A 16,564-nucleotide genomic window follows, 5' to 3' on the forward strand; every position below is an offset into this window, starting at 1 on the left:
TTTCCGTACCGGCTTCCGCCCCGGTCTCCGGACCGGTTCCCGTCCCGGCTTCCGCCCCGGTGTCCGGACCGGTTCCCGTCCCGGCTTCCGCCCCGGTGTCCGTCCCGTTCTCCGTCTCCGCCTCCGTCCCGGCCTTGCGGAGCCCGCCGGTCCGCACGCCCAGCCGGGCCAGCTCACCCGCACTCGACTGTGCGAGCAGCCGCACCACCAGCACCGTGAGCAGCCCCTCGCTCACCGCCAGCGGGATCTGCGTGACCGCGAAGATGGACCCGAACTTGCCCAGCGCGCCCAGGAATCCGCCCACCGGGTCGGGGAAGGCCAGCGCCAGCTGCACGCTGGTCACGCAGTAGGTGCTGAGGTCGGCGACGAACGCCGCGCAGAACACCGCCACCGCGAGCCGCGCCCCGCACCGCAGGGCCAGCCGGTACACGCCGTACCCCGCCCAGGGGCCGACCACGGCCATCGAGAAGACGTTGGCGCCGAGCGTGGTGAGCCCGCCGTGGGCGAGCAACAGCGCCTGGAACAACAGCGTGACGGTGCCGAGCACCGCCACCACAGGGGGCCGGAACAGCACCGCCCCCAGCCCGCTCCCGGTGGGGTGCGAACAACTACCGGTGACCGACGGCAACTTGAGTGCCGACAGGACGAACATGAACGCGCCCGAAGCTCCCAGGAGCAGCGTGCTCTCGGGATGTTCCCTCACCTCACGGGTGAGTTGACGAACTCCGTGGACGACGAACGGCGCAGACGCGGCAACCCAGGCGATCGCGTGCGCCGGAGGAAGAAACCCCTCGGCTATGTGCATGGCTCAGCAGACCCTCTCCAGCACCTCGTGGATGGACGACGCGCCTTGGCCGGTCTCCTGGCTGACGGGTACCACACGCCCGTGCTCCGCCTTCCCGGGTCCGTGAGGACCCAGTGGCTGCCCGCGAGGGCCGGAGCCGGACTTCCCGATCACAGTGGCGAGGGCCGCACCGGCATCACACCGGATTTCCCGTTCACCAAGACCTTGTGACAGTAATCCGGCATCACACCCACTGACAAGCGAGCCCGATCCGGCCACCGGTGGCCGCGACCGCCCGACGCGTCCCGCCCCGCGGGCGCCGGACGGGCCGAGGGGCGGGCTCAGGCCTGCCCGCGGTCGAGCCCCCAGGTCTGCAGGACGTAGGGCCGCCCCTTCTCCTCACCCTCGATCAGCGGCACGTCCAGCAACCGGAATCCGGCCCTGGTGGCCACGCCGACGCTCGCCGCGTTCTCCGCCTCCAGCTCGAGGATCACCTGCTCCGCCCCCAGCTCCTCGAAGGCGTACGCCGCCATCATGCGCACCGCCCGCGCCGCCAGCCCCTGCCCGCGGTGCGCCGGACCCACCGCGTAGCCGATCTCCACGCCCTCCGGCGCGCGGCGCAGCATCACTTCGCCGAGCGGCTCCCCGCCGTCCACCGTGATGGCCAGCAGGATGGTCGTTCCCTCGGCCCGCAGCTCGCGGGTGCGCACCAGGCGTGCGCGCGCGGCCGCCTCGTCGAAGGGCGAGACGATCGGCGTCCAGTAGGCGATGTCCGGGTGGTCGAACAGGGCCGGCATCGCGGCCAGGTCGTCCTCCGTCCAGTCGCGGAGGACCAGTCCCTCCCCGGTCAGCTCCATCCGTGCGGGAAAGGGCGACGCGTCGTGGCTCATGCGGGGTGACCTCCTGGCCTGGTCGGGAAGACGCTGGTGCGCACCGGTGCCGGGTGCGCGAGTGCCGCGGGCGGGGAAGCCCACGGGGTGCATCCAATCCTCCATCCCGACCGGATGTCAGTCCGATTTTCGGATCACGAACCCCGCCGCCGCCCCGCCGCCTCTGACAGCCGGCCGTGCCCGGGCGGCCACCCGGCCGTCCGGGTCCCTCACCGCAGCTCGCTGAACCGCTCCGTCTCCCGCGTGCCGCCGGCGACGATGATCGTGTCCGCCGGCCCCACGACCGTCGCGGGAGTCGCGTAGGTGAAGCCCTCGCCGGGGCGTCTGACGGCGACGACGGTCAGCCCGTAGCGGGAGCGGATGTCGCTCTCGCCCAGCGGGATGCCGACGATGCCGGCCGGCGGGTTGGTCCTGATCATGGCGAAGCCCTCCTCCCACTCGATGTAGTCGAGCATGCGGCCGCGCACCAGGTGGGCGACCCGTTGCCCCATGTCGCGTTCGGGCAGGACGACGTGGTGGACGCCGAGCTGGGAGAGGATGCGGCCGTGCTCCTCGCTGGTCGCCTTGGCCCAGACGTGCTTGATGCCGAAGGAGACCAGCAGCGAGGCCGTGAGGATGCTGGCCTCCAGGTTGGAGCCGATGGCGACGACGGCCCGGTCGAAGTCCTGCACGCCCAGTTGCCGCAGGGCGTCCTCCTTGGTGGAGTCCGCCCGCACGGTGTGGGTCAGGGACCCGGACAGCGCCTGCACCACGTCCGGGCCGGCGTCGATGCCCAGGACCTCGGTGTCCGTCTCGACCAGTGCCTCGGCGACGGCGCGGCCGAACCGTCCGAGGCCGATGACCACCACGGCGTCCCGGTGACCGGCGCGCCGCCTCCGCCGCCTGCTGGGCACGAGCTTCCTAGCCAATGACGGGACGCTCCTCGGGAAGGTCGTACAGGCGGACGCGGTGGCGCAGGGCGAGCGCGGACGCGACGGTGACCGGTCCGAGCCGGCCGACGAACATCAGCGCCACCAGCAGGAGTTGCAGACCGACGGGCAGGCGCGCGGTGATGCCGGTGGACATCCCGGTGGTGGAGAAGGCCGAGACGACCTCGAACTGCGACCGGTCGAGACCGTGCTCGGAGAAGAGCATGAAGACCACGGTGGAGAGGACGACGGCGGCCACCGACAGCAGCGCCACGGTCAGCGCCTGGCGCAGCAGCGGCGCGGACAGGCGCCGGCCGAAGACGTTCACCGAGCTCTCTCCGCGGATCTCCGTGTACAACGCGAAGAACAGCACCGCGAACGTGGTGACCTTGATGCCGCCGGCCGTGCCCGCGCTGGAGCCGCCGACGAACATCAGCACGTCCATGCCGAGCAGGCTCACCGGGTGCAGCGCGGCCAGGTCGACGCTGCTGAACCCCGCGGTGCGGGGCGTGGCCCCCTGGAAGAACCCGGCCAGCAGTTTCCCGGAGGCGTCCAGCGGGCCCAGCGTCGCGGGGTTGGACCACTCCACCGCGGTGACGAAGGCGCAGCCGCCGACCAGGAAGAGGCCGGTGCCGCAGAGCGCGATCCTGGTGTGCACCGACCAGGCGCGGGGCGCACGGAACCGGCGTCGCACCTCGAACAGCACGGGGAAGCCGAGCCCTCCGGCGATGATCGCCAACGCGATCGGCACGCAGATCCACGGGTCGGTGACGAACGACATCAGGCTGTCGGAGTACAGGGCGAAACCGGCGTTGTTGAACGCCGAGACGCCGTGGAACACCCCCAGCCACACCGCCCGCGGCCACGGCTCGTGGTAGCCGGCCGCGAACCGCAGCGTCAGCACCAGCGCGGTCACCGCCTCGACGGCCAGGGCGGCCTTCACCACGCCGGTCACCACCGCGCGGATGTCCCCGAGCCCCGGCGACCTGGTCTCGGTCGCCGCGGTCATCCGCGCCCGCAGCCCCATCCGGTGGGAGACCAGCAGGACCAGCACGGAGGCGGACGTCATGATCCCGAAGCCGCCGACCTGGACGAGCCCGAGGATCACCACGTGCCCGAAGCCGCTCCAGTACGAGGCGGTGTCCACCACGACGAGACCGGTCACGCACACGGTGGACGTGGCGGTGAACAGCGCCTCCAGCAGCCCGGCGCCGCCGGGTCCGGCCGTCGCGGCGGGCAGCATCAGCAGTCCCGTGCCGACCGCGACGGCGGCGGCGAAGCCGGCGACGACCACCTGCGCGGGGTGCCTCAGCCGCGGCCGTGGCCTCAGCCGCGGCCCACGCCGCCGCCCCGGCCCGCGCCACCACCGTGGCCCTGCCGGCCCTCCACCCGGGCGGCCCGGGCGGGCTTTCTCCTCACCCGGCCGGCCCGGCTCCTCCGGTCCGCCCGCCGGGGCCGGCACCGCGACTCGTCTCACCCGCCGACGGTAGGCACACCTCCCCGGCCCCCTCGCGCCGGAACCTGCCGTCTGCCGCGCCCTTTCCCCCGACCGGGGGGGAGCCGTCCGCAGCGACGTCGATGGCCGGCGGCCGGGTCCGCGTCAACGCAAAAGGTCGGGCTCTACTCAACCGAGTAGAGCCCGACCTTCTGTTTGGCTGTCGGGGTGGCGGGATTTGAACCCACGACCTCTTCGTCCCGAACGAAGCGCGCTGCCAAGCTGCGCTACACCCCGATCATCTCCGCGTTCCCGCGGCGACGACGTTTACTTTAGCCCACCGGCGGCCTGAGGCGAAATCCGGTTTTCGGGCGGCAGCGGACGAAGCCGGGGCACAGGTGGTCGACCGCGACCAGCAGGACGCCCAGGCCGTAGCAGGCGAGGCCGAACAGCAGGGCGTTGCCGACCAGGCCGAGGGTGCCGTTGCGCGCGGCGTCGAGGAAGGGGAAGGGGGCGCGGCCGGGCGCGTCGGCCGGCAGCAGGGCGCTCCCGCCGAGGGCGAGGCCCAGGTAGACGAGGGGGTAGAGCAGCCAGGCGGTGGCGTGGCGGAGCCGCAGGGTGCGGGGGGCGGTCAGCAGCAGCCAGTCCAGCAGGGCGGCGAGCGGCGTGACCACGGTGAGCACCAGGGCCGCCGCGAGGCCCCAGCGGCCGCCGGGGCCGGGGTCGGAGAAGACGGGGCGTCCCGGGACGGCGAAGGCGTGCACCAGGGCGGCCAGCAGGACGTAGAGCAGCGCGGCGCCGGTGAGGGCGGGGCGCACGGGGCGGCCGGCGCTCCAGGCGCGCTGGGCGGAGACGGCGAGCACCAGGGCCAGCAGGATGTTGGCCTGCACGGTGAAGTGGTTGAGCGCCTGCAGCGGGCGGCCCAGCACCACGCAGACGGTCGCGCCGCCCGCCGCGGCCAGGGCGGTGCCCAGGCGGAACAGGGCGGTCAGGGGTCGGCGGGCCGGAGGTATGACGGCTGTGGGCGGGACGTACGACGGCATCAGCTTGGCCCAGCCCGGAACGGCGGGGAGGCCCGGTATGTCCCTCGGTATGGGAGCGGTCATGCCCTCACGCTAGGCGTAACTGGGCATATCGGGCGATTCCGTGCGGCCGAACGAGGGACGCCGCACCACGGAAGTGGTGCGGCGTCCCGGTCGTGCGGTACTGCGTCGCCGGTTGGCGGTTGGCGGTTGGCGGTTGGCGGTTGGCGGTCGGCGGTCGCCGGTCGCGGGTCGCCGGTCTGCGGGTCGGCGCGCTGCGGTGCTGCGGGTCAGCGCGCCCAGTCCTCCGCGACCAGCGTCAGCAGCGTCGCCTCCGGCGGGCAGGCGAACCGGAACGGGGTGTACCGGTTGGCCCCGCAGCCCGCCGAGACGTGGAGGAAGGACGTGTTGCCGCCGGCGGTGTGGGTGGACAGGCCCTTCACCCGGTCGGTGTCGAGGTCGCAGTTGGTGACCAGGGCCCCGTAGAACGGGATGCAGAGCTGCCCGCCGTGCGTGTGGCCGGCGAGGACCAGCGGATAGCCGTCCTCGGTGAACGCGTCCAGCGAGCGCAGGTAGGGCGCGTGCACGACGCCCATCGCGAAGTCCGCCGCGCCGGACGGGCCGCCCGCGACCTCGTCGTACCGGTCCCGCTTGATGTGCGGGTCGTCCAGCCCGGTCAGCTCGACCGAGACGCCGTCGACCTTCAGCGTGCCGCGGGTGTTGGTGAGGTTCAGCCAGCCCGCCTCGTCGAACGCGTCCCGCAGCCCCTCCCAGGGGTTGTGGATCGCGCCGGTGGCGGGCTCGTTACCGTTGAGGCCGTGCTTGCCCTGGACCTTCTCGACCAGGTACTTGGCGGGGTTGCGCAGCTTGGGGCCGTAGTAGTCGTTGGAGCCGAAGACGTACGCCCCCGGGAACTCCATCAGCGGCTCCAGCGCGTCCAGCACCTCCGGCACGCCCTCGGTGTCGGAGAGGTTGTCGCCGGTGTTGATGACGAAGTCGGGCCGCAGCCCGGCCAGCGACCGCAGCCAGCGCTGCTTCTTGCGCTGCCCGCTGACCATGTGGATGTCGGAGATCTGCAGGACGCGCAGCGGGCGCATCCCGGCGGGCAGGACCGGAACGGTCACCCGTCGCAGCCGGAACGCACGGGCCTCGAACCCGGCGGAGTAGACGAGACCCGCGGCAGCCGCCGCGGTGATGCCGAGGGGGACCTTGTAGAGCGCGCGCATGCCGTCCATCGTCTCAGGGTGCCCGCAGGACCGTAAATCAAGGGGCGTTCGCTGCGACACACCTGCGACAATCAAGCCATGACCACGCTCAAGTCGAAGCTGCAGGAAGACCTCAACGCGGCGATCAAGGGGCGCGACGAGCTGCGCTCCTCGACGCTCCGCCTCACCCTGACCGCGATCACCAAGGAGGAGGTGTCGGGTACGGAGAAGCGCGAGCTCTCCGACGACGAGATCCTCAAGGTGATCACCCGTGAGGCGAAGAAGCGCCGCGAGGCCGCGGAGGCGTTCGCGCAGGGCGGCCGCGCCGAGAGCGCCGAGCGGGAGAAGGCCGAGGGCGAGGTCCTCGCCGAGTACCTGCCCCAGCAGCTGAGCGACGACGAGCTGAACGAGCTCGTGTCCCAGGCGGTCGAGGAGGCCCGGGCGGCCGGCGCCGAGGGCCCCAAGGCCATGGGCCAGGTCATGAAGATCGTGAACCCGAAGGTCGCCGGGCGTGCCGAGGGCGGCCGGGTGGCCGCCGCGGTGAAGTCCCGCCTCCTGGGCTGACCTCCCGCGCCTGCGAGTGCCCGTACCCGGGCTCCCCGGCCCGCGTACGGGCACGCCCCGCGCCATTACGGCACTCGGCCCCTCACCGCGTCGTGCGGTGAGGGGCCGAGTGCCGTCACGCCGCTCGTGAAGGGCGGGCCCGGGGGCCGTGCCTTGCCGGGGGAGTGGCGGGGAGCAGGCCTCAGGGCCCGTTGCCACCGCCGTTGTCGTTGCCCCGGACGAAGCCGCCGGTGGTGGTCGGGTCGGTGCCCGTGGCGCCTCCGGTGAGGTCGCCGCCGGTCAGGCCGCCGAGGGTGAGCCCGCCGTCCGTCGTCGTCCCGCCGTTCGTCGTCATCCCGCCGTCGGTCCCACCGTTGCCGCCGGTGGCGTTGCCGCCGCCGAACATGCCGCCGAAGAGACCGTCACGGGGCTTGTCGTCGCCCTTGTCCTTGTCCTTCGGCTTGTCGGCGGGGATGTGCACCTTGTTGAAGGACGGCGCGTCCTTGCCCTGCAGCGCGCCCGTCATCGCCTGCCGCCATATCGGGCCGGGGCCCGCGCCACCGGAGACCTTGTCGAAGTAGGTGCCACCGATGGTGATGGTGGTCATCTCCTCCTGCTGCATCGGGTCGCCCAGCCACACCGCCGAGGAGAGGTTCGGGGTGTACCCCACGAACCAGGCGTTCTTCCGGGCGTCCGTGGTGCCGGTCTTGCCGGCGTTGTCGCGGTCGGACAGACCCGCGCGGGCGCCGGTTCCGGAGTCGGTGACCCCGGAGAGCAGCGTGTTGACCGCGTCCGCGGTCCGCTCCTCCATGGCCCGTTCGCAGGTCGACTTCGGCACCTCGAGGGTCTTCTTCTTCTCGCCGACCTTCTGCGTGACCGACTCGATGGCGATCGGCGTGCAGTACATGCCCCGCGAGGCGAAGGTGGCGTACGCGGAGGCCATGGTCAGAGGGGAGATCGACTGGGTGCCCAGGATGACGGACGGCTGCGCGTCGGGCAGCTTCTTGCCCGCGCCGGTGCGCACGCCCATCTTCTCCACCATTTCCAGCGTCGGGCAGAGGCCGAGGTCACCGACCATCTGCACGAAGTAGGTGTTGATGGAGAGCTTCATCGCCTCCTGCAGCGAGTACGGGCCGACTTCCGACTCGACCTCGTTCTGCGTCATCTCGCCCTGGTTGTAGCTGCTCTTGCAGCCCTGCACCTTCGGGTACGCCATCTTGTTCGGCGACGAGTAGACCTTGTTCAGCGGCAGGCCGCCCTCTATCGCCGCGGCGGCGAGGAACGGCTTGAAGGTGGATCCGGTCGGGAAGCCCCCGCTGTCGCCCATGGCCTGGTCGACCGAGTAGTTGATCACCGTCTGGTGTCGCTTGGCGTCCGAACCGTACGGCCGCGACTGCCCCATGGCCAGGATCTTCCCGGTGCCGGGCTCGACCATGGTGGCCGCGGCGGCCACCTTGTCGTCCTTGTACACGTGGCTCTTCAGCGACGCCTGCACGGACTCCTGCGCCTGCGGGTCCAGCGTGGTGCGGATCGTCATGCCGCCCTGCGCCCACAGCTTGGCGCGGGTCTCACGGTCCTTGCCGAAGGCGGGGTCGTCGAGGAAGACGCGGCGCACGTAGTCGCAGAAGAAGCCGGCCCCCTTGGCGGAGGTGATGCAGCCGTTGCGGGGCTCGCGGATCTTCAGCCCCAGCGGCTTCTTCTTCGCCGCGTCGGCCTGCGCCCGGGAGATCTCCCCGACCTGGGCCATCCGGTCGATGACGACGTTGCGCCGCTCCTCGGCCGTCTTCGGGTTGTTGATCGGGTCGTAGCGGGTCGGCGACTGGACCAGGCCGGCCAGCATGGCGGCCTCCTGGAGCTCCAGGTCCTCGGCGGACTTCGAGAAGTAGCGCTGCGAGGCGGCCTCGACCCCGTAGGCGGACTGACCGAAGTACGTGATGTTGAGGTAGTTCTCGAGGATCTTCTTCTTCCCGAGCTCCTCCTCCACCTGGATCGCGTACTTCAGCTCCTGGATCTTGCGGCCCAGGGTCTGCTGGGTGGCCTGCGCGACCTTGTCCGGGTCGTCGCCCGCCTCCTCCACGAAGACGTTCTTCACGTACTGCTGGGTCAGCGTGGACGCGCCCTGGGTGACCTCGCCACTGCGCGCGTTGCTGTTGAGCGCGCGCAGCACGCCCTTCAGGTCGACCGCCCCGTGCTCGTAGAAGCGGGCGTCCTCGATGGCGACGATCGCCTTCTGCAGGAGCGGGGACATCTTCTTCAGCGGCACCACGGTGCGGTCGCGGAAGTAGACGGTCGCGATCTTGCCGCCGTCGGCGTCGAGGATGGTGGTGCGCTGGCTGAGCGGCGGCCTCTTCAGGTTCGCCGGGATCTCGTCGAAACTCTCGACCGATCCCTTCGCCGCCAGGCCCAGTGTCCCGAAGGCGGGCAGGGCGATGCCGGCCAGCACGCCGCCGGCGAGGACGCTGATCCCGAGGAACTTCGCGGCCTGCTGGACTGGCGAGAGGCCTCCACCCGAGCGCTTGTTTGGCATGAGGGCAGCCTACGTTCTCGTTTGCCGGACAGGGGTAAATGCCTTGGCCTAAGCTGCTCCCGGCTGTCACGACAGCGGTGCGAGCAGTAGATCCGTATGTCGGGACGTCCTACGGCCCCGGATCGTTCCGGAACCGCGTGAACTCCTTCCCGGGGATGCCCGAATCATCCTCCGGTGTCACTCGATGCCCCTTGCGCTACGAGTGGTTTGTCCTGGGATGCCGCATAGGAGGCTTTTGTCGTCAGGCCACTCCTGCGGGTGATCTGCCGCTTACCCATAGTCCGTTCGGGCCATTCAAGATTGGGCCCGTCGGGGGTGTTGCACTGTGTCCGCCTTCCGTAACGTCCTCAACTGGCGGCGGTGCATATGCCGCTGCCGCCGTGGGGGAGCCTCGATTCGGGAGAGGACGGCGCCGGTATGGGCTGGGTTACCGACTGGAGTGCGCAGGCGGCCTGCCGCACTACCGATCCGGATGAACTGTTCGTTCAAGGAGCAGCGCAGAACAGGGCCAAGGCGGTGTGCACCGGATGTCCGGTGCGGACGGAGTGCCTGGCCGACGCGCTGGACAACCGCGTCGAATTCGGCGTGTGGGGAGGCATGACGGAGCGGGAGCGCCGCGCGCTGCTGCGCCGCCGGCCGACCGTGACCTCTTGGCGTCGCCTGCTGGAGACGGCGCGCATGGAGTACGAGCGGGAGGCGGGAATCCTGCCGCTCGAAGAGGCGGACGAGGCCTACGCGGCCTACGCGGCGGTGGGCTGACCGCGGACGGTGCGGTGACGCGAGGGTGCGGTGACGCGAGGGTGCGGTTGAGCTGACCACCGCGTCGCGGTGAGCCGCCGTGCGGGCAGCCGTGGAGGGCGGGAGCCGGGGTCGGACAGTGACCCCGGGCCGCCGCTTCGCCGTTCTCGTCGTCGATCTCGTCGTTACTGCGCGCTGGGTTGTCCAGGTGGCGGATCGGGCTGCGTGGACGCCGCCGCGGTGACCGCCTCCTGGAGGATCAGGTCTGCGCGGGCGCGTCCTGCTGCGCGGAGGCTTCCTCCCGTGTCGTCGTCTTTGCCTGCTCGTCTTCGCGCTCGGGCGCATCGGCCTGTCCCGGGGAGTCCGCACGGGACGCGGCCAGTCGTGCGCCGATGTCCCGCAGCCCCGCGAGGTCGTGCACGTCGCCGGCCAGCGCGGGCACCTCGGTCACCGGCACGTCCGGGTGGAGGGCCGTGAAACCGTCCCGGGTGCGCTGCTCGCGAGCTGTCATCCGCATGCGCTCGGCGTGCAGACGCAGCAGGCCGGCGGTCAGCCGGTCGACCTCGGTCGGGTCCTGAGTTTCGGCGTCCTGTGCCTCGGGGGCCTGTGCCTCGGGGGCCTGTGTGATGAGGGTCTGCACCTCGGACCGGGGTGAGGCGGGGGAGCCTGGATCCGGTGGTCCGTCAGGAGCAGGAAGCGTGGAACTGCTCTGTGTATCGGGCGAGTTACCCGCAGCTTTCCCGCTCGTGTGATCAACAATTCGGCCGGACGACGAATTTTCCGCGACCAGGGTTTCCGCCGCCGCCGTCGCCCGATCGGCCGAGAGGTGGGCGGCGTCGCTGCCGTGGACCCGGTTGAGGACCAGCCCGGCCAGCGGCATCCGTTCGGCAGCCAGCCGCTCCACGAAGTAGGCCGCCTCGCGCAGCGCGTCACGCTCGGGCGCGGCCACCACGAGGAAGGCGGTGCCGGGGGCCTGCAGCAGCTTGTAGGTGGCCTCGGCACGGCCCCGGAAGCCGCCCAGCGTGGTGTCCATGGCGGCCACGAAGGTCTGCACGTCCTTCAGCAGCGAACCGCCGAGCAGTTTGCCCAGGGTGCCGGTCATCACCGACATGCCGACGTTGAGAACCTTCATGCCGGCCCGGCCGCCCAGCTTGGCCGGGGCGGTGAGCAGCCGGATCAGCCGGCCGTCGAGGAACGAGCCGAGGCGCTCCGGGGCGTCCAGGAAGTCCAGGGCGGAGCGGGAGGGCGGCGTGTCCACCACGATCAGGTCCCACTCGTCCCGGGCCCGCAGCTGCCCCAGCTTCTCCATCGCCATGTACTCCTGCGTGCCGGCGAAGCCCGCGGAGAGCGACTGGTAGAAGGGGTTGGCCAGGATGGCCGCGGCACGCTCGGGGTCCGCGTGCGCCTCGACGATCTCGTCGAAGGTGCGCTTCATGTCGAGCATCATCGCGTGCAGCTCGCCACCCGCGGAGCCGTCGATGCCGGGCACCCGGCGGGGCGTGTTGTCGAGCCGGTCGATGCCCATCGACTGGGCGAGGCGACGGGCGGGATCGATGGTCAGGACGACCACCTTGCGGCCGCGCTCCGCGGCCCGCAGCCCCAGGGCCGCGGCGGTGGTCGTCTTGCCGACGCCGCCGGACCCGCAGCAGACGACGATGCGGGTTCCCGGATCGTCGAGCAGCGGGTCGAGGGCGAGTTCGCGCTCGGGATCCGGCCTCATGACACCCCTTGGTTCCGCAGCAGTGCGGCCAGCCCGTACAGGCCGGCCAGGTCGACTCCGTCGGTCAGCAGGGGCAGCTCCGCGAGCGGCAGCCCGACCCCCGCCAGGACCTCCCGTTGGCGGCGCTCCAGGGTGTACCGCTCCGCGTACTCCTCGGCCTGCCGCAGCAGCGGCTCCACCAGGCGCTCAGCCGCACCGCCCCGCCGGGCCCCGCCGAGTCCGGCCGCGGCGAGCGACCGGGCCACCTCGGCGTGGGACACCGATCCGGCGAGCTCCAGCCCGTCGCCGTCGAGGAGGACGGGGCGGACCATGTTGACGACCACCCGGCCCACCGGCAGGTCGGCCGCGCGGAGTTCGGCGATGCCGTCCGCCGTCTCCTGGACCGGCATCTCCTCCAGCAGCGTCACCAGGTGGACCTGCGTCTGCGGGGACTTCAGGACGCCCATCACCGCCTGCGCCTGGTGATGTATCGGGCCCACCCGGGCCAGCCCGGCCACCTCGTCGTTGACGTTCAGGAAGCGGGTGACCCGGCCGGTCGGCGGGGCGTCCATCACCACGTGGTCGTAGACGAAGCGGCCGGCCTTGTCCTTGCGGCGCACGGCTTCGCAGGCCTTGCCGGTCAGCAGGACGTCCCGCAGGCCCGGGGCGACGGTCGTGGCGAAGTCGATCGCGCCGAGCTTCTTCAGGGCCCGCCCCGCGCTGCCCAGCTTGTAGAACATCTGGAGGTAGTCCAGCAGGGCCAGTTCGGGGTCGATGGCGAGGGCGTGCACCTCACCGCCGCCGGGGGCGACCGCGATCTTCCGTTCCTCGTAGGGCAGCGCCTGTGTGCCGAAGAGCTGCGCTATGCCCTGACGCCCCTCCACCTCCACCAGCAGGGTGCGTTTTCCGCCGGTGGCGAGGGCGAGCGAGAGAGCGGCGGCGACCGTGGTCTTCCCGGTCCCGCCCTTGCCGCTGACTACCTGGAGCCTGCTCACGTCGTCGAGCCTAACCATTGGCGGTCACCTCACGCCGGGGCCTGTGGACAACTCGGCTGCGGGGCCCTGTGGACAACTCCGGGCCGGGTGCGGCCGGCGGTAAAGTCGCCCCCATGAAGAAATGGGAATACGCGACCGTCCCGCTCCTCGTGCACGCCACGAAGCAGATCCTCGACACCTGGGGTGAGGACGGCTGGGAGCTCGTCCAGGTGGTGCCCGGGCCGAACCCCGAGCAGCTGGTGGCCTACCTGAAGCGGGAGAAGGCGTGAGCAGCGTCGAGGCGCGTCTCGCCGAGCTCGGTGTGACGCTGCCGGAGGTGGCCGCGCCGCTTGCCTCCTACCAGCCGGCGGTCCGCTCGGGTGCGTACGTGTACACCAGCGGGCAGCTTCCGATGGTCGAGGGCAAGCTCGGGGTCACCGGCAAGGTGGGCGCCGAGGTCACGCCGGAGGAGGCCAAGGAGCTGGCCCGGGTCTGCGCGCTGAACGCGCTGGCGGCGGTCAGGTCCGTGGCCGGTGACCTGGACCGCGTCGCGCGCGTCGTCAAGGTCGTCGGATTCGTCGCCTCCGCCCCCGACTTCACGGGGCAGCCCGCCGTCGTCAACGGCGCCAGCGAGCTGCTCGGTGAGGTCTTCGGTGACAAGGGCGTCCACGCCCGCAGCGCCGTCGGTGTGGCCGTCCTCCCCCTCGACGCCCCCGTCGAGGTCGAGATCCAGGTCGAGCTCACCGACTGACGCCACCGCCGCCACCGCCCCCGCGCGAGGGGGCACCCGCCCGGCGGGACCGGCACGCCCCCCGTGCCGTCCCGCCGCCGGGGCCGCGCCCGTCGGGCCGAGCGGGCCGGCCCACTCCTCCGGGGCGGACGCTCTCCTCCTGGGCCCGCCCTTCTCCGGCCGTGGCCCCGCAGCCTTGTCGGCCCCTGGGCCCGCGGCCCCGTCGCCCCTGACCCGGTGGCCCCGTCTCCCGTGGCCCCGTCTCCCCTGGCTACGTGGCCCCCTGGCGGCGTCGCCCTGACCTGGCCCCCCGCGCGGCAGGTCCCCCTCGAAGATTCGTCCCGCGGCGGATAGCCTCCCCGCATGGCGAATGGTCAGTGGTACCCCCCGGAGTGGCCCGAGCGCATACGCGCCCTCGCGGCCGGCACCCTCACCCCCGTGACCCCCCGCCGTGCCGCGACGGTGATGCTGCTGCGCGACACCGACCAGGGGCCCGTGGTGCACATGCTCCGCCGCCGCGCCTCCATGGCCTTCGCCGGCGGCGCGTACGCCTACCCCGGCGGTGGCGTGGACCCCCGTGACGACGACCGCCAGGTCCGCTGGGCCGGTCCCTCCCTCGCCGCGTGGGCCGACCGCCTCGGCGTGGACGAGCCCGCCGCCCAGGCCATCGTCTGCGCCGCCGTGCGGGAGACCTTCGAGGAGGCCGGCGTCCTGCTGGCGGGCCCCACGGAGGACACCGTCGTCGGTGACACCACCGGCGAGGACTGGGAGCGGGACCGCGCCGCCCTGGCCGGCCACCAGCTCTCGTTCGCCGAGTTCCTCGACCGCCGCGGCCTCGTGCTGCGCTCGGACCTCCTGGGGGCGTGGGCCCGCTGGATCACCCCGGAGTTCGAGACCCGCCGCTACGACACCTTCTTCTTCGTCGCCGTGCTCCCCGAGGGCCAGCGCGCCCGCAACGTCTCCACCGAGGCCGACCGCACGGTCTGGACCCGCCCCGCGGACGCCGCCGCCGGGTACGACAAGGGCGAGCTGCTGATGATGCCGCCCACCATCTCCACCCTCCGCACCCTGGAGACCTACCCCGCGGCCGCCGACGCGCTCGCCGCCGCCCCCGGGCGGGACATGACCCCCGTGCTCGCCGAGGCACGGCTGGTGGACGGCGTGGTCGAGCTGGTCTGGCCGGGCCACGAGGAGTTCACCAAGCGGGTGACCGCCGACGCCGCGGAGGGACCGGCCGCATGACGGACGCCGCCGCCCTGCCCGGACAGCCCCGAGGCGTCGTCGCCTCCGGGCGCGCCACCGCCCGCGCCGTCAACGTGCTCGCGCCCAACCCGTCCCCGATGACCCTCGACGGCACCAACACCTGGGTGCTCGCCGAGCCGGACTCCCGGCTGGCGGTGGTCGTCGACCCGGGTCCGCTGGACGAGGGCCACCTGGCGCACGTCATCGACACCGTGGAGCGCTCCGGACGCCGGGTCGCGCTGACCTTGCTCACGCACGGCCACGCGGACCACGCCGAGGGAGCGAAACGTTTCGCCGAACTGACCGGCACCAAGGTCCGCGCCCTGGACCCCTCGCTGCGCCTCGGCGACGAGGGTCTCGCGGCGGGCGACGTGGTGGAGCTGGAAGGGCTGGAGCTGCGCGTGGTGCCCACTCCCGGCCACACCTCGGACTCGCTCTCGTTCCACCTGCCCGCCGACCGGGCGGTGCTCACGGGCGACACCGTCCTGGGCCGCGGCACCACGATGGTGGCCCACCCCGACGGGCGGCTCGGCGACTACCTGGACTCGCTCCGGCGGCTGCGCTCCCTCACCGTCGACGACGGCGTGCACACCGTGCTCCCGGGCCACGGCCCGGTCCTGGACGACGCCCAGGGCGCGGTCGAGTACTACCTGGCGCACCGGGCCCACCGGCTGGCCCAGGTGGAGACGGCCGTGGAGAGCGGCTGCCGGACCGCCGAGGACGTCGTCGCGCAGGTCTACGCGGACGTGGACCGCAGCCTGTGGCCGGCGGCCGAGCTGTCGGTCCGCGCCCAGCTGGAATACCTGAGGGAGCACGGGCTGGTCTGACCGGCCCGTACTCCCTCGGGGCTGCTTCGCCCGCTCGGCTCAGCGGCTGCGCTTCGCCAGCCGCTCGACGTCCAGCAGGATCACCGCACGGGCCTCCAGGCGCAGCCAGCCGCGCCCGGCGAAGTCGGCCAGCGCCTTGTTCACCGTCTCGCGGGAGGCGCCCACCAGCTGGGCCAGCTCCTCCTGCGTGAGGTCGTGGACGACGTGGATGCCTTCCTCGGACTGCACGCCGAAGCGGCGCGACAGGTCGAGCAGGGCGCGCGCGACGCGGCCCGGCACGTCCGAGAACACCAGGTCGGACATCTGGTCGTTGGTCTTGCGCAGGCGACGGGCGACGGCGCGCAGCAGGGCGGCGGCCACCTCCGGGCGGGCGTTCAGCCAGGGCTGGAGGTCGCTGTGGCCGAGCCCCAGCAGCTTCACCTCGGTCAGCGCGGTGGCGGTCGCCGTGCGCGGGCCCGGGTCGAAGAGCGACAGCTCACCGATCAGCTCACCGGGGCCGAGAACCGCCAGCATGTTCTCGCGGCCGTCCGGAGACGTCCGGTGGAGCTTCACCTTGCCCTCGGTGACCACGTACAGGCGGTCACCCGGGTCGCCCTCGTGGAACAGCGCGTCGCCGCGTGCGAGGGTCACCTCACTCATCGACGCGCGGAGCTCCGCGGCCTGCTCGTCATCGAGCGCCGCGAAGAGCGGGGCGCGCCGCAGAACGTCGTCCACGAGATCTCTCCTATTCGACCTGCTCAGGGAATCCTGTCCCCCCGGTTACCGTCCGTACCACCGGTCGTCCAGGGGTCCTGGTTCCCCATTTTGCCGGACGGTCCAAACAGTGTGATCTGTCACAAGGATGCCGCACTGGTGTGCCAGACATCGCGCCAGGGGCCCAATTGAGCCGTGATCCCCGGGGTACGCGGCGGATGTCCATGCGGAGCCTTAGGCTGGCCGGGTGTCCGAAACGCCGACGACTACACGGCCCAGGCGGTCCGACCGGGTGATCGGACAGGGTGATTCCGCCGTCGGCGAACAGACCACGAATGGAGCGACGA

Annotated in this window: 15 protein-coding genes, 1 tRNA gene, 1 pseudogene and 1 riboswitch; of the genes and pseudogenes, 6 read left to right on the plus strand and 11 right to left on the minus strand. The window is 72.1% G+C overall.

From position 1 onward, the window contains the following. Positions 1–115 precede the first annotated feature (115 nt). The 7 genes and pseudogenes from Sfr03f_RS27735 to Sfr03f_RS27770 all read right to left on the minus strand — a co-directional run. Positions 116–805: pseudogene (locus Sfr03f_RS27735) on the minus strand (energy-coupling factor ABC transporter permease); the annotation flags it as partial. Between the two features lie 30 nt (positions 806–835). After that, a riboswitch (cobalamin riboswitch) is annotated at positions 836–1,021 on the minus strand. 104 nt (positions 1,022–1,125) lie between these two features. Beyond that, positions 1,126–1,674 (minus strand): GNAT family N-acetyltransferase, encoded by a 549-nt coding sequence (locus tag Sfr03f_RS27740; RefSeq protein ID WP_108956953.1) that lies wholly within the window; start codon positions 1,672–1,674, stop codon positions 1,126–1,128. A 209-nt stretch (positions 1,675–1,883) separates the two neighbouring features. Further along, positions 1,884–2,582 (minus strand): potassium channel family protein, encoded by a 699-nt coding sequence (locus Sfr03f_RS27745; protein WP_245967799.1) that lies wholly within the window; start codon positions 2,580–2,582, stop codon positions 1,884–1,886. After that, a complete protein-coding gene (locus Sfr03f_RS27750) occupies positions 2,575–3,912 on the minus strand; it encodes a TrkH family potassium uptake protein (RefSeq protein ID WP_369693484.1) in 1,338 nt (445 codons plus the stop codon). Before Sfr03f_RS27750 ends, Sfr03f_RS27745 begins: the two co-directional genes overlap by 8 nt. A 328-nt stretch (positions 3,913–4,240) precedes the next feature. Then, positions 4,241–4,314: transfer RNA gene (locus tag Sfr03f_RS27755), tRNA-Pro, on the minus strand. Positions 4,315–4,349: 35 nt separating this feature from the next. Continuing rightward, positions 4,350–5,123: a Pr6Pr family membrane protein gene (locus tag Sfr03f_RS27760; protein ID WP_108956955.1), complete on the minus strand. Its 774-nt coding sequence runs from the start codon at positions 5,121–5,123 to the stop codon at positions 4,350–4,352. A 206-nt stretch (positions 5,124–5,329) separates the two neighbouring features. Beyond that, complete coding sequence (locus Sfr03f_RS27770) at positions 5,330–6,265, minus strand: metallophosphoesterase (RefSeq protein WP_108957042.1); 936 nt, start codon at positions 6,263–6,265, stop codon at positions 5,330–5,332. Positions 6,266–6,343: 78 nt separating this feature from the next. Here Sfr03f_RS27770 and Sfr03f_RS27775 point away from each other — a divergent pair, with 78 nt between their 5' ends. Beyond that, a complete protein-coding gene (locus tag Sfr03f_RS27775) occupies positions 6,344–6,808 on the plus strand; it encodes a GatB/YqeY domain-containing protein (protein WP_108956956.1) in 465 nt (154 codons plus the stop codon). A gap of 181 nt (positions 6,809–6,989) precedes the next feature. Here Sfr03f_RS27775 and Sfr03f_RS27780 read toward each other — a convergent pair whose 3' ends face one another. Next, positions 6,990–9,314 carry a transglycosylase domain-containing protein gene (locus Sfr03f_RS27780; RefSeq protein WP_108956957.1) on the minus strand — a complete coding sequence of 775 codons (2,325 nt, stop codon included), beginning with the start codon at positions 9,312–9,314 and terminating at the stop codon, positions 6,990–6,992. A gap of 417 nt (positions 9,315–9,731) precedes the next feature. Here Sfr03f_RS27780 and Sfr03f_RS27790 point away from each other — a divergent pair, with 417 nt between their 5' ends. Then, a complete protein-coding gene (locus Sfr03f_RS27790; RefSeq protein ID WP_174721671.1) occupies positions 9,732–10,073 on the plus strand; it encodes a WhiB family transcriptional regulator in 342 nt (113 codons plus the stop codon). A gap of 238 nt (positions 10,074–10,311) precedes the next feature. Here the strand turns inward: Sfr03f_RS27790 and bagB are convergent, their stop codons facing one another. Then, complete coding sequence (gene bagB / locus Sfr03f_RS27795; protein WP_108956959.1) at positions 10,312–11,772, minus strand: ATPase BagB; 1,461 nt, start codon at positions 11,770–11,772, stop codon at positions 10,312–10,314. Beyond that, a complete protein-coding gene (gene bagA, locus Sfr03f_RS27800; RefSeq protein ID WP_108956960.1) occupies positions 11,769–12,746 on the minus strand; it encodes an ATPase BagA in 978 nt (325 codons plus the stop codon). Before bagA ends, bagB begins: the two co-directional genes overlap by 4 nt. A gap of 113 nt (positions 12,747–12,859) precedes the next feature. Between bagA and sp36 the strand changes: the two genes are divergently transcribed. The 4 genes from sp36 to Sfr03f_RS27815 all read left to right on the plus strand — a co-directional run bounded on the left by sp36 (position 12,860) and on the right by Sfr03f_RS27815 (position 15,524). Next, positions 12,860–13,015 carry a Sp36 family protein gene (sp36, locus tag Sfr03f_RS30430; RefSeq protein WP_159105749.1) on the plus strand — a complete coding sequence of 52 codons (156 nt, stop codon included), beginning with the start codon at positions 12,860–12,862 and terminating at the stop codon, positions 13,013–13,015. Then, entirely contained in the window at positions 13,012–13,476 is a 465-nt protein-coding gene (locus tag Sfr03f_RS27805) for a RidA family protein (RefSeq protein WP_108956961.1), read from the plus strand. Before sp36 ends, Sfr03f_RS27805 begins: the two co-directional genes overlap by 4 nt. Before the next feature lie 342 nt (positions 13,477–13,818). After that, positions 13,819–14,697 (plus strand): NUDIX hydrolase, encoded by an 879-nt coding sequence (locus tag Sfr03f_RS27810; protein ID WP_108956962.1) that lies wholly within the window; start codon positions 13,819–13,821, stop codon positions 14,695–14,697. Next, complete coding sequence (locus tag Sfr03f_RS27815; protein WP_108956963.1) at positions 14,694–15,524, plus strand: MBL fold metallo-hydrolase; 831 nt, start codon at positions 14,694–14,696, stop codon at positions 15,522–15,524. Before Sfr03f_RS27810 ends, Sfr03f_RS27815 begins: the two co-directional genes overlap by 4 nt. Before the next feature lie 39 nt (positions 15,525–15,563). Here the strand turns inward: Sfr03f_RS27815 and Sfr03f_RS27820 are convergent, their stop codons facing one another. Then, positions 15,564–16,238 carry a Crp/Fnr family transcriptional regulator gene (locus Sfr03f_RS27820; RefSeq protein WP_108956964.1) on the minus strand — a complete coding sequence of 225 codons (675 nt, stop codon included), beginning with the start codon at positions 16,236–16,238 and terminating at the stop codon, positions 15,564–15,566. Positions 16,239–16,564 lie beyond the last annotated feature (326 nt).

The sequence above is a fragment of the Streptomyces fragilis genome (assembly GCF_003112515.1).
GTDB lineage: Bacteria > Actinomycetota > Actinomycetes > Streptomycetales > Streptomycetaceae > Streptomyces > Streptomyces fragilis.

Bases quoted from the DNA above. Each gene is read 5' to 3' on its own strand.
- Sfr03f_RS27740 (WP_108956953.1), bottom strand. From the start codon at position 1,674: ATGAGCCACGACGCGTCGCCCTTTCCCGCACGGATGGAGCTGACCGGG.
- Sfr03f_RS27760 (WP_108956955.1), bottom strand. From the start codon at position 5,123: ATGACCGCTCCCATACCGAGGGACATACCGGGCCTCCCCGCCGTTCCG.
- Sfr03f_RS27770 (WP_108957042.1), bottom strand. From the start codon at position 6,265: ATGCGCGCGCTCTACAAGGTCCCCCTCGGCATCACCGCGGCGGCTGCC.
- Sfr03f_RS27775 (WP_108956956.1), top strand. From the start codon at position 6,344: ATGACCACGCTCAAGTCGAAGCTGCAGGAAGACCTCAACGCGGCGATC.
- Sfr03f_RS27780 (WP_108956957.1), bottom strand. From the start codon at position 9,314: ATGCCAAACAAGCGCTCGGGTGGAGGCCTCTCGCCAGTCCAGCAGGCC.
- Sfr03f_RS27790 (WP_174721671.1), top strand. From the start codon at position 9,732: ATGGGCTGGGTTACCGACTGGAGTGCGCAGGCGGCCTGCCGCACTACC.
- bagB (WP_108956959.1), bottom strand. From the start codon at position 11,772: ATGAGGCCGGATCCCGAGCGCGAACTCGCCCTCGACCCGCTGCTCGAC.
- sp36 (WP_159105749.1), top strand. From the start codon at position 12,860: ATGAAGAAATGGGAATACGCGACCGTCCCGCTCCTCGTGCACGCCACG.
- Sfr03f_RS27810 (WP_108956962.1), top strand. From the start codon at position 13,819: ATGGCGAATGGTCAGTGGTACCCCCCGGAGTGGCCCGAGCGCATACGC.
- Sfr03f_RS27815 (WP_108956963.1), top strand. From the start codon at position 14,694: ATGACGGACGCCGCCGCCCTGCCCGGACAGCCCCGAGGCGTCGTCGCC.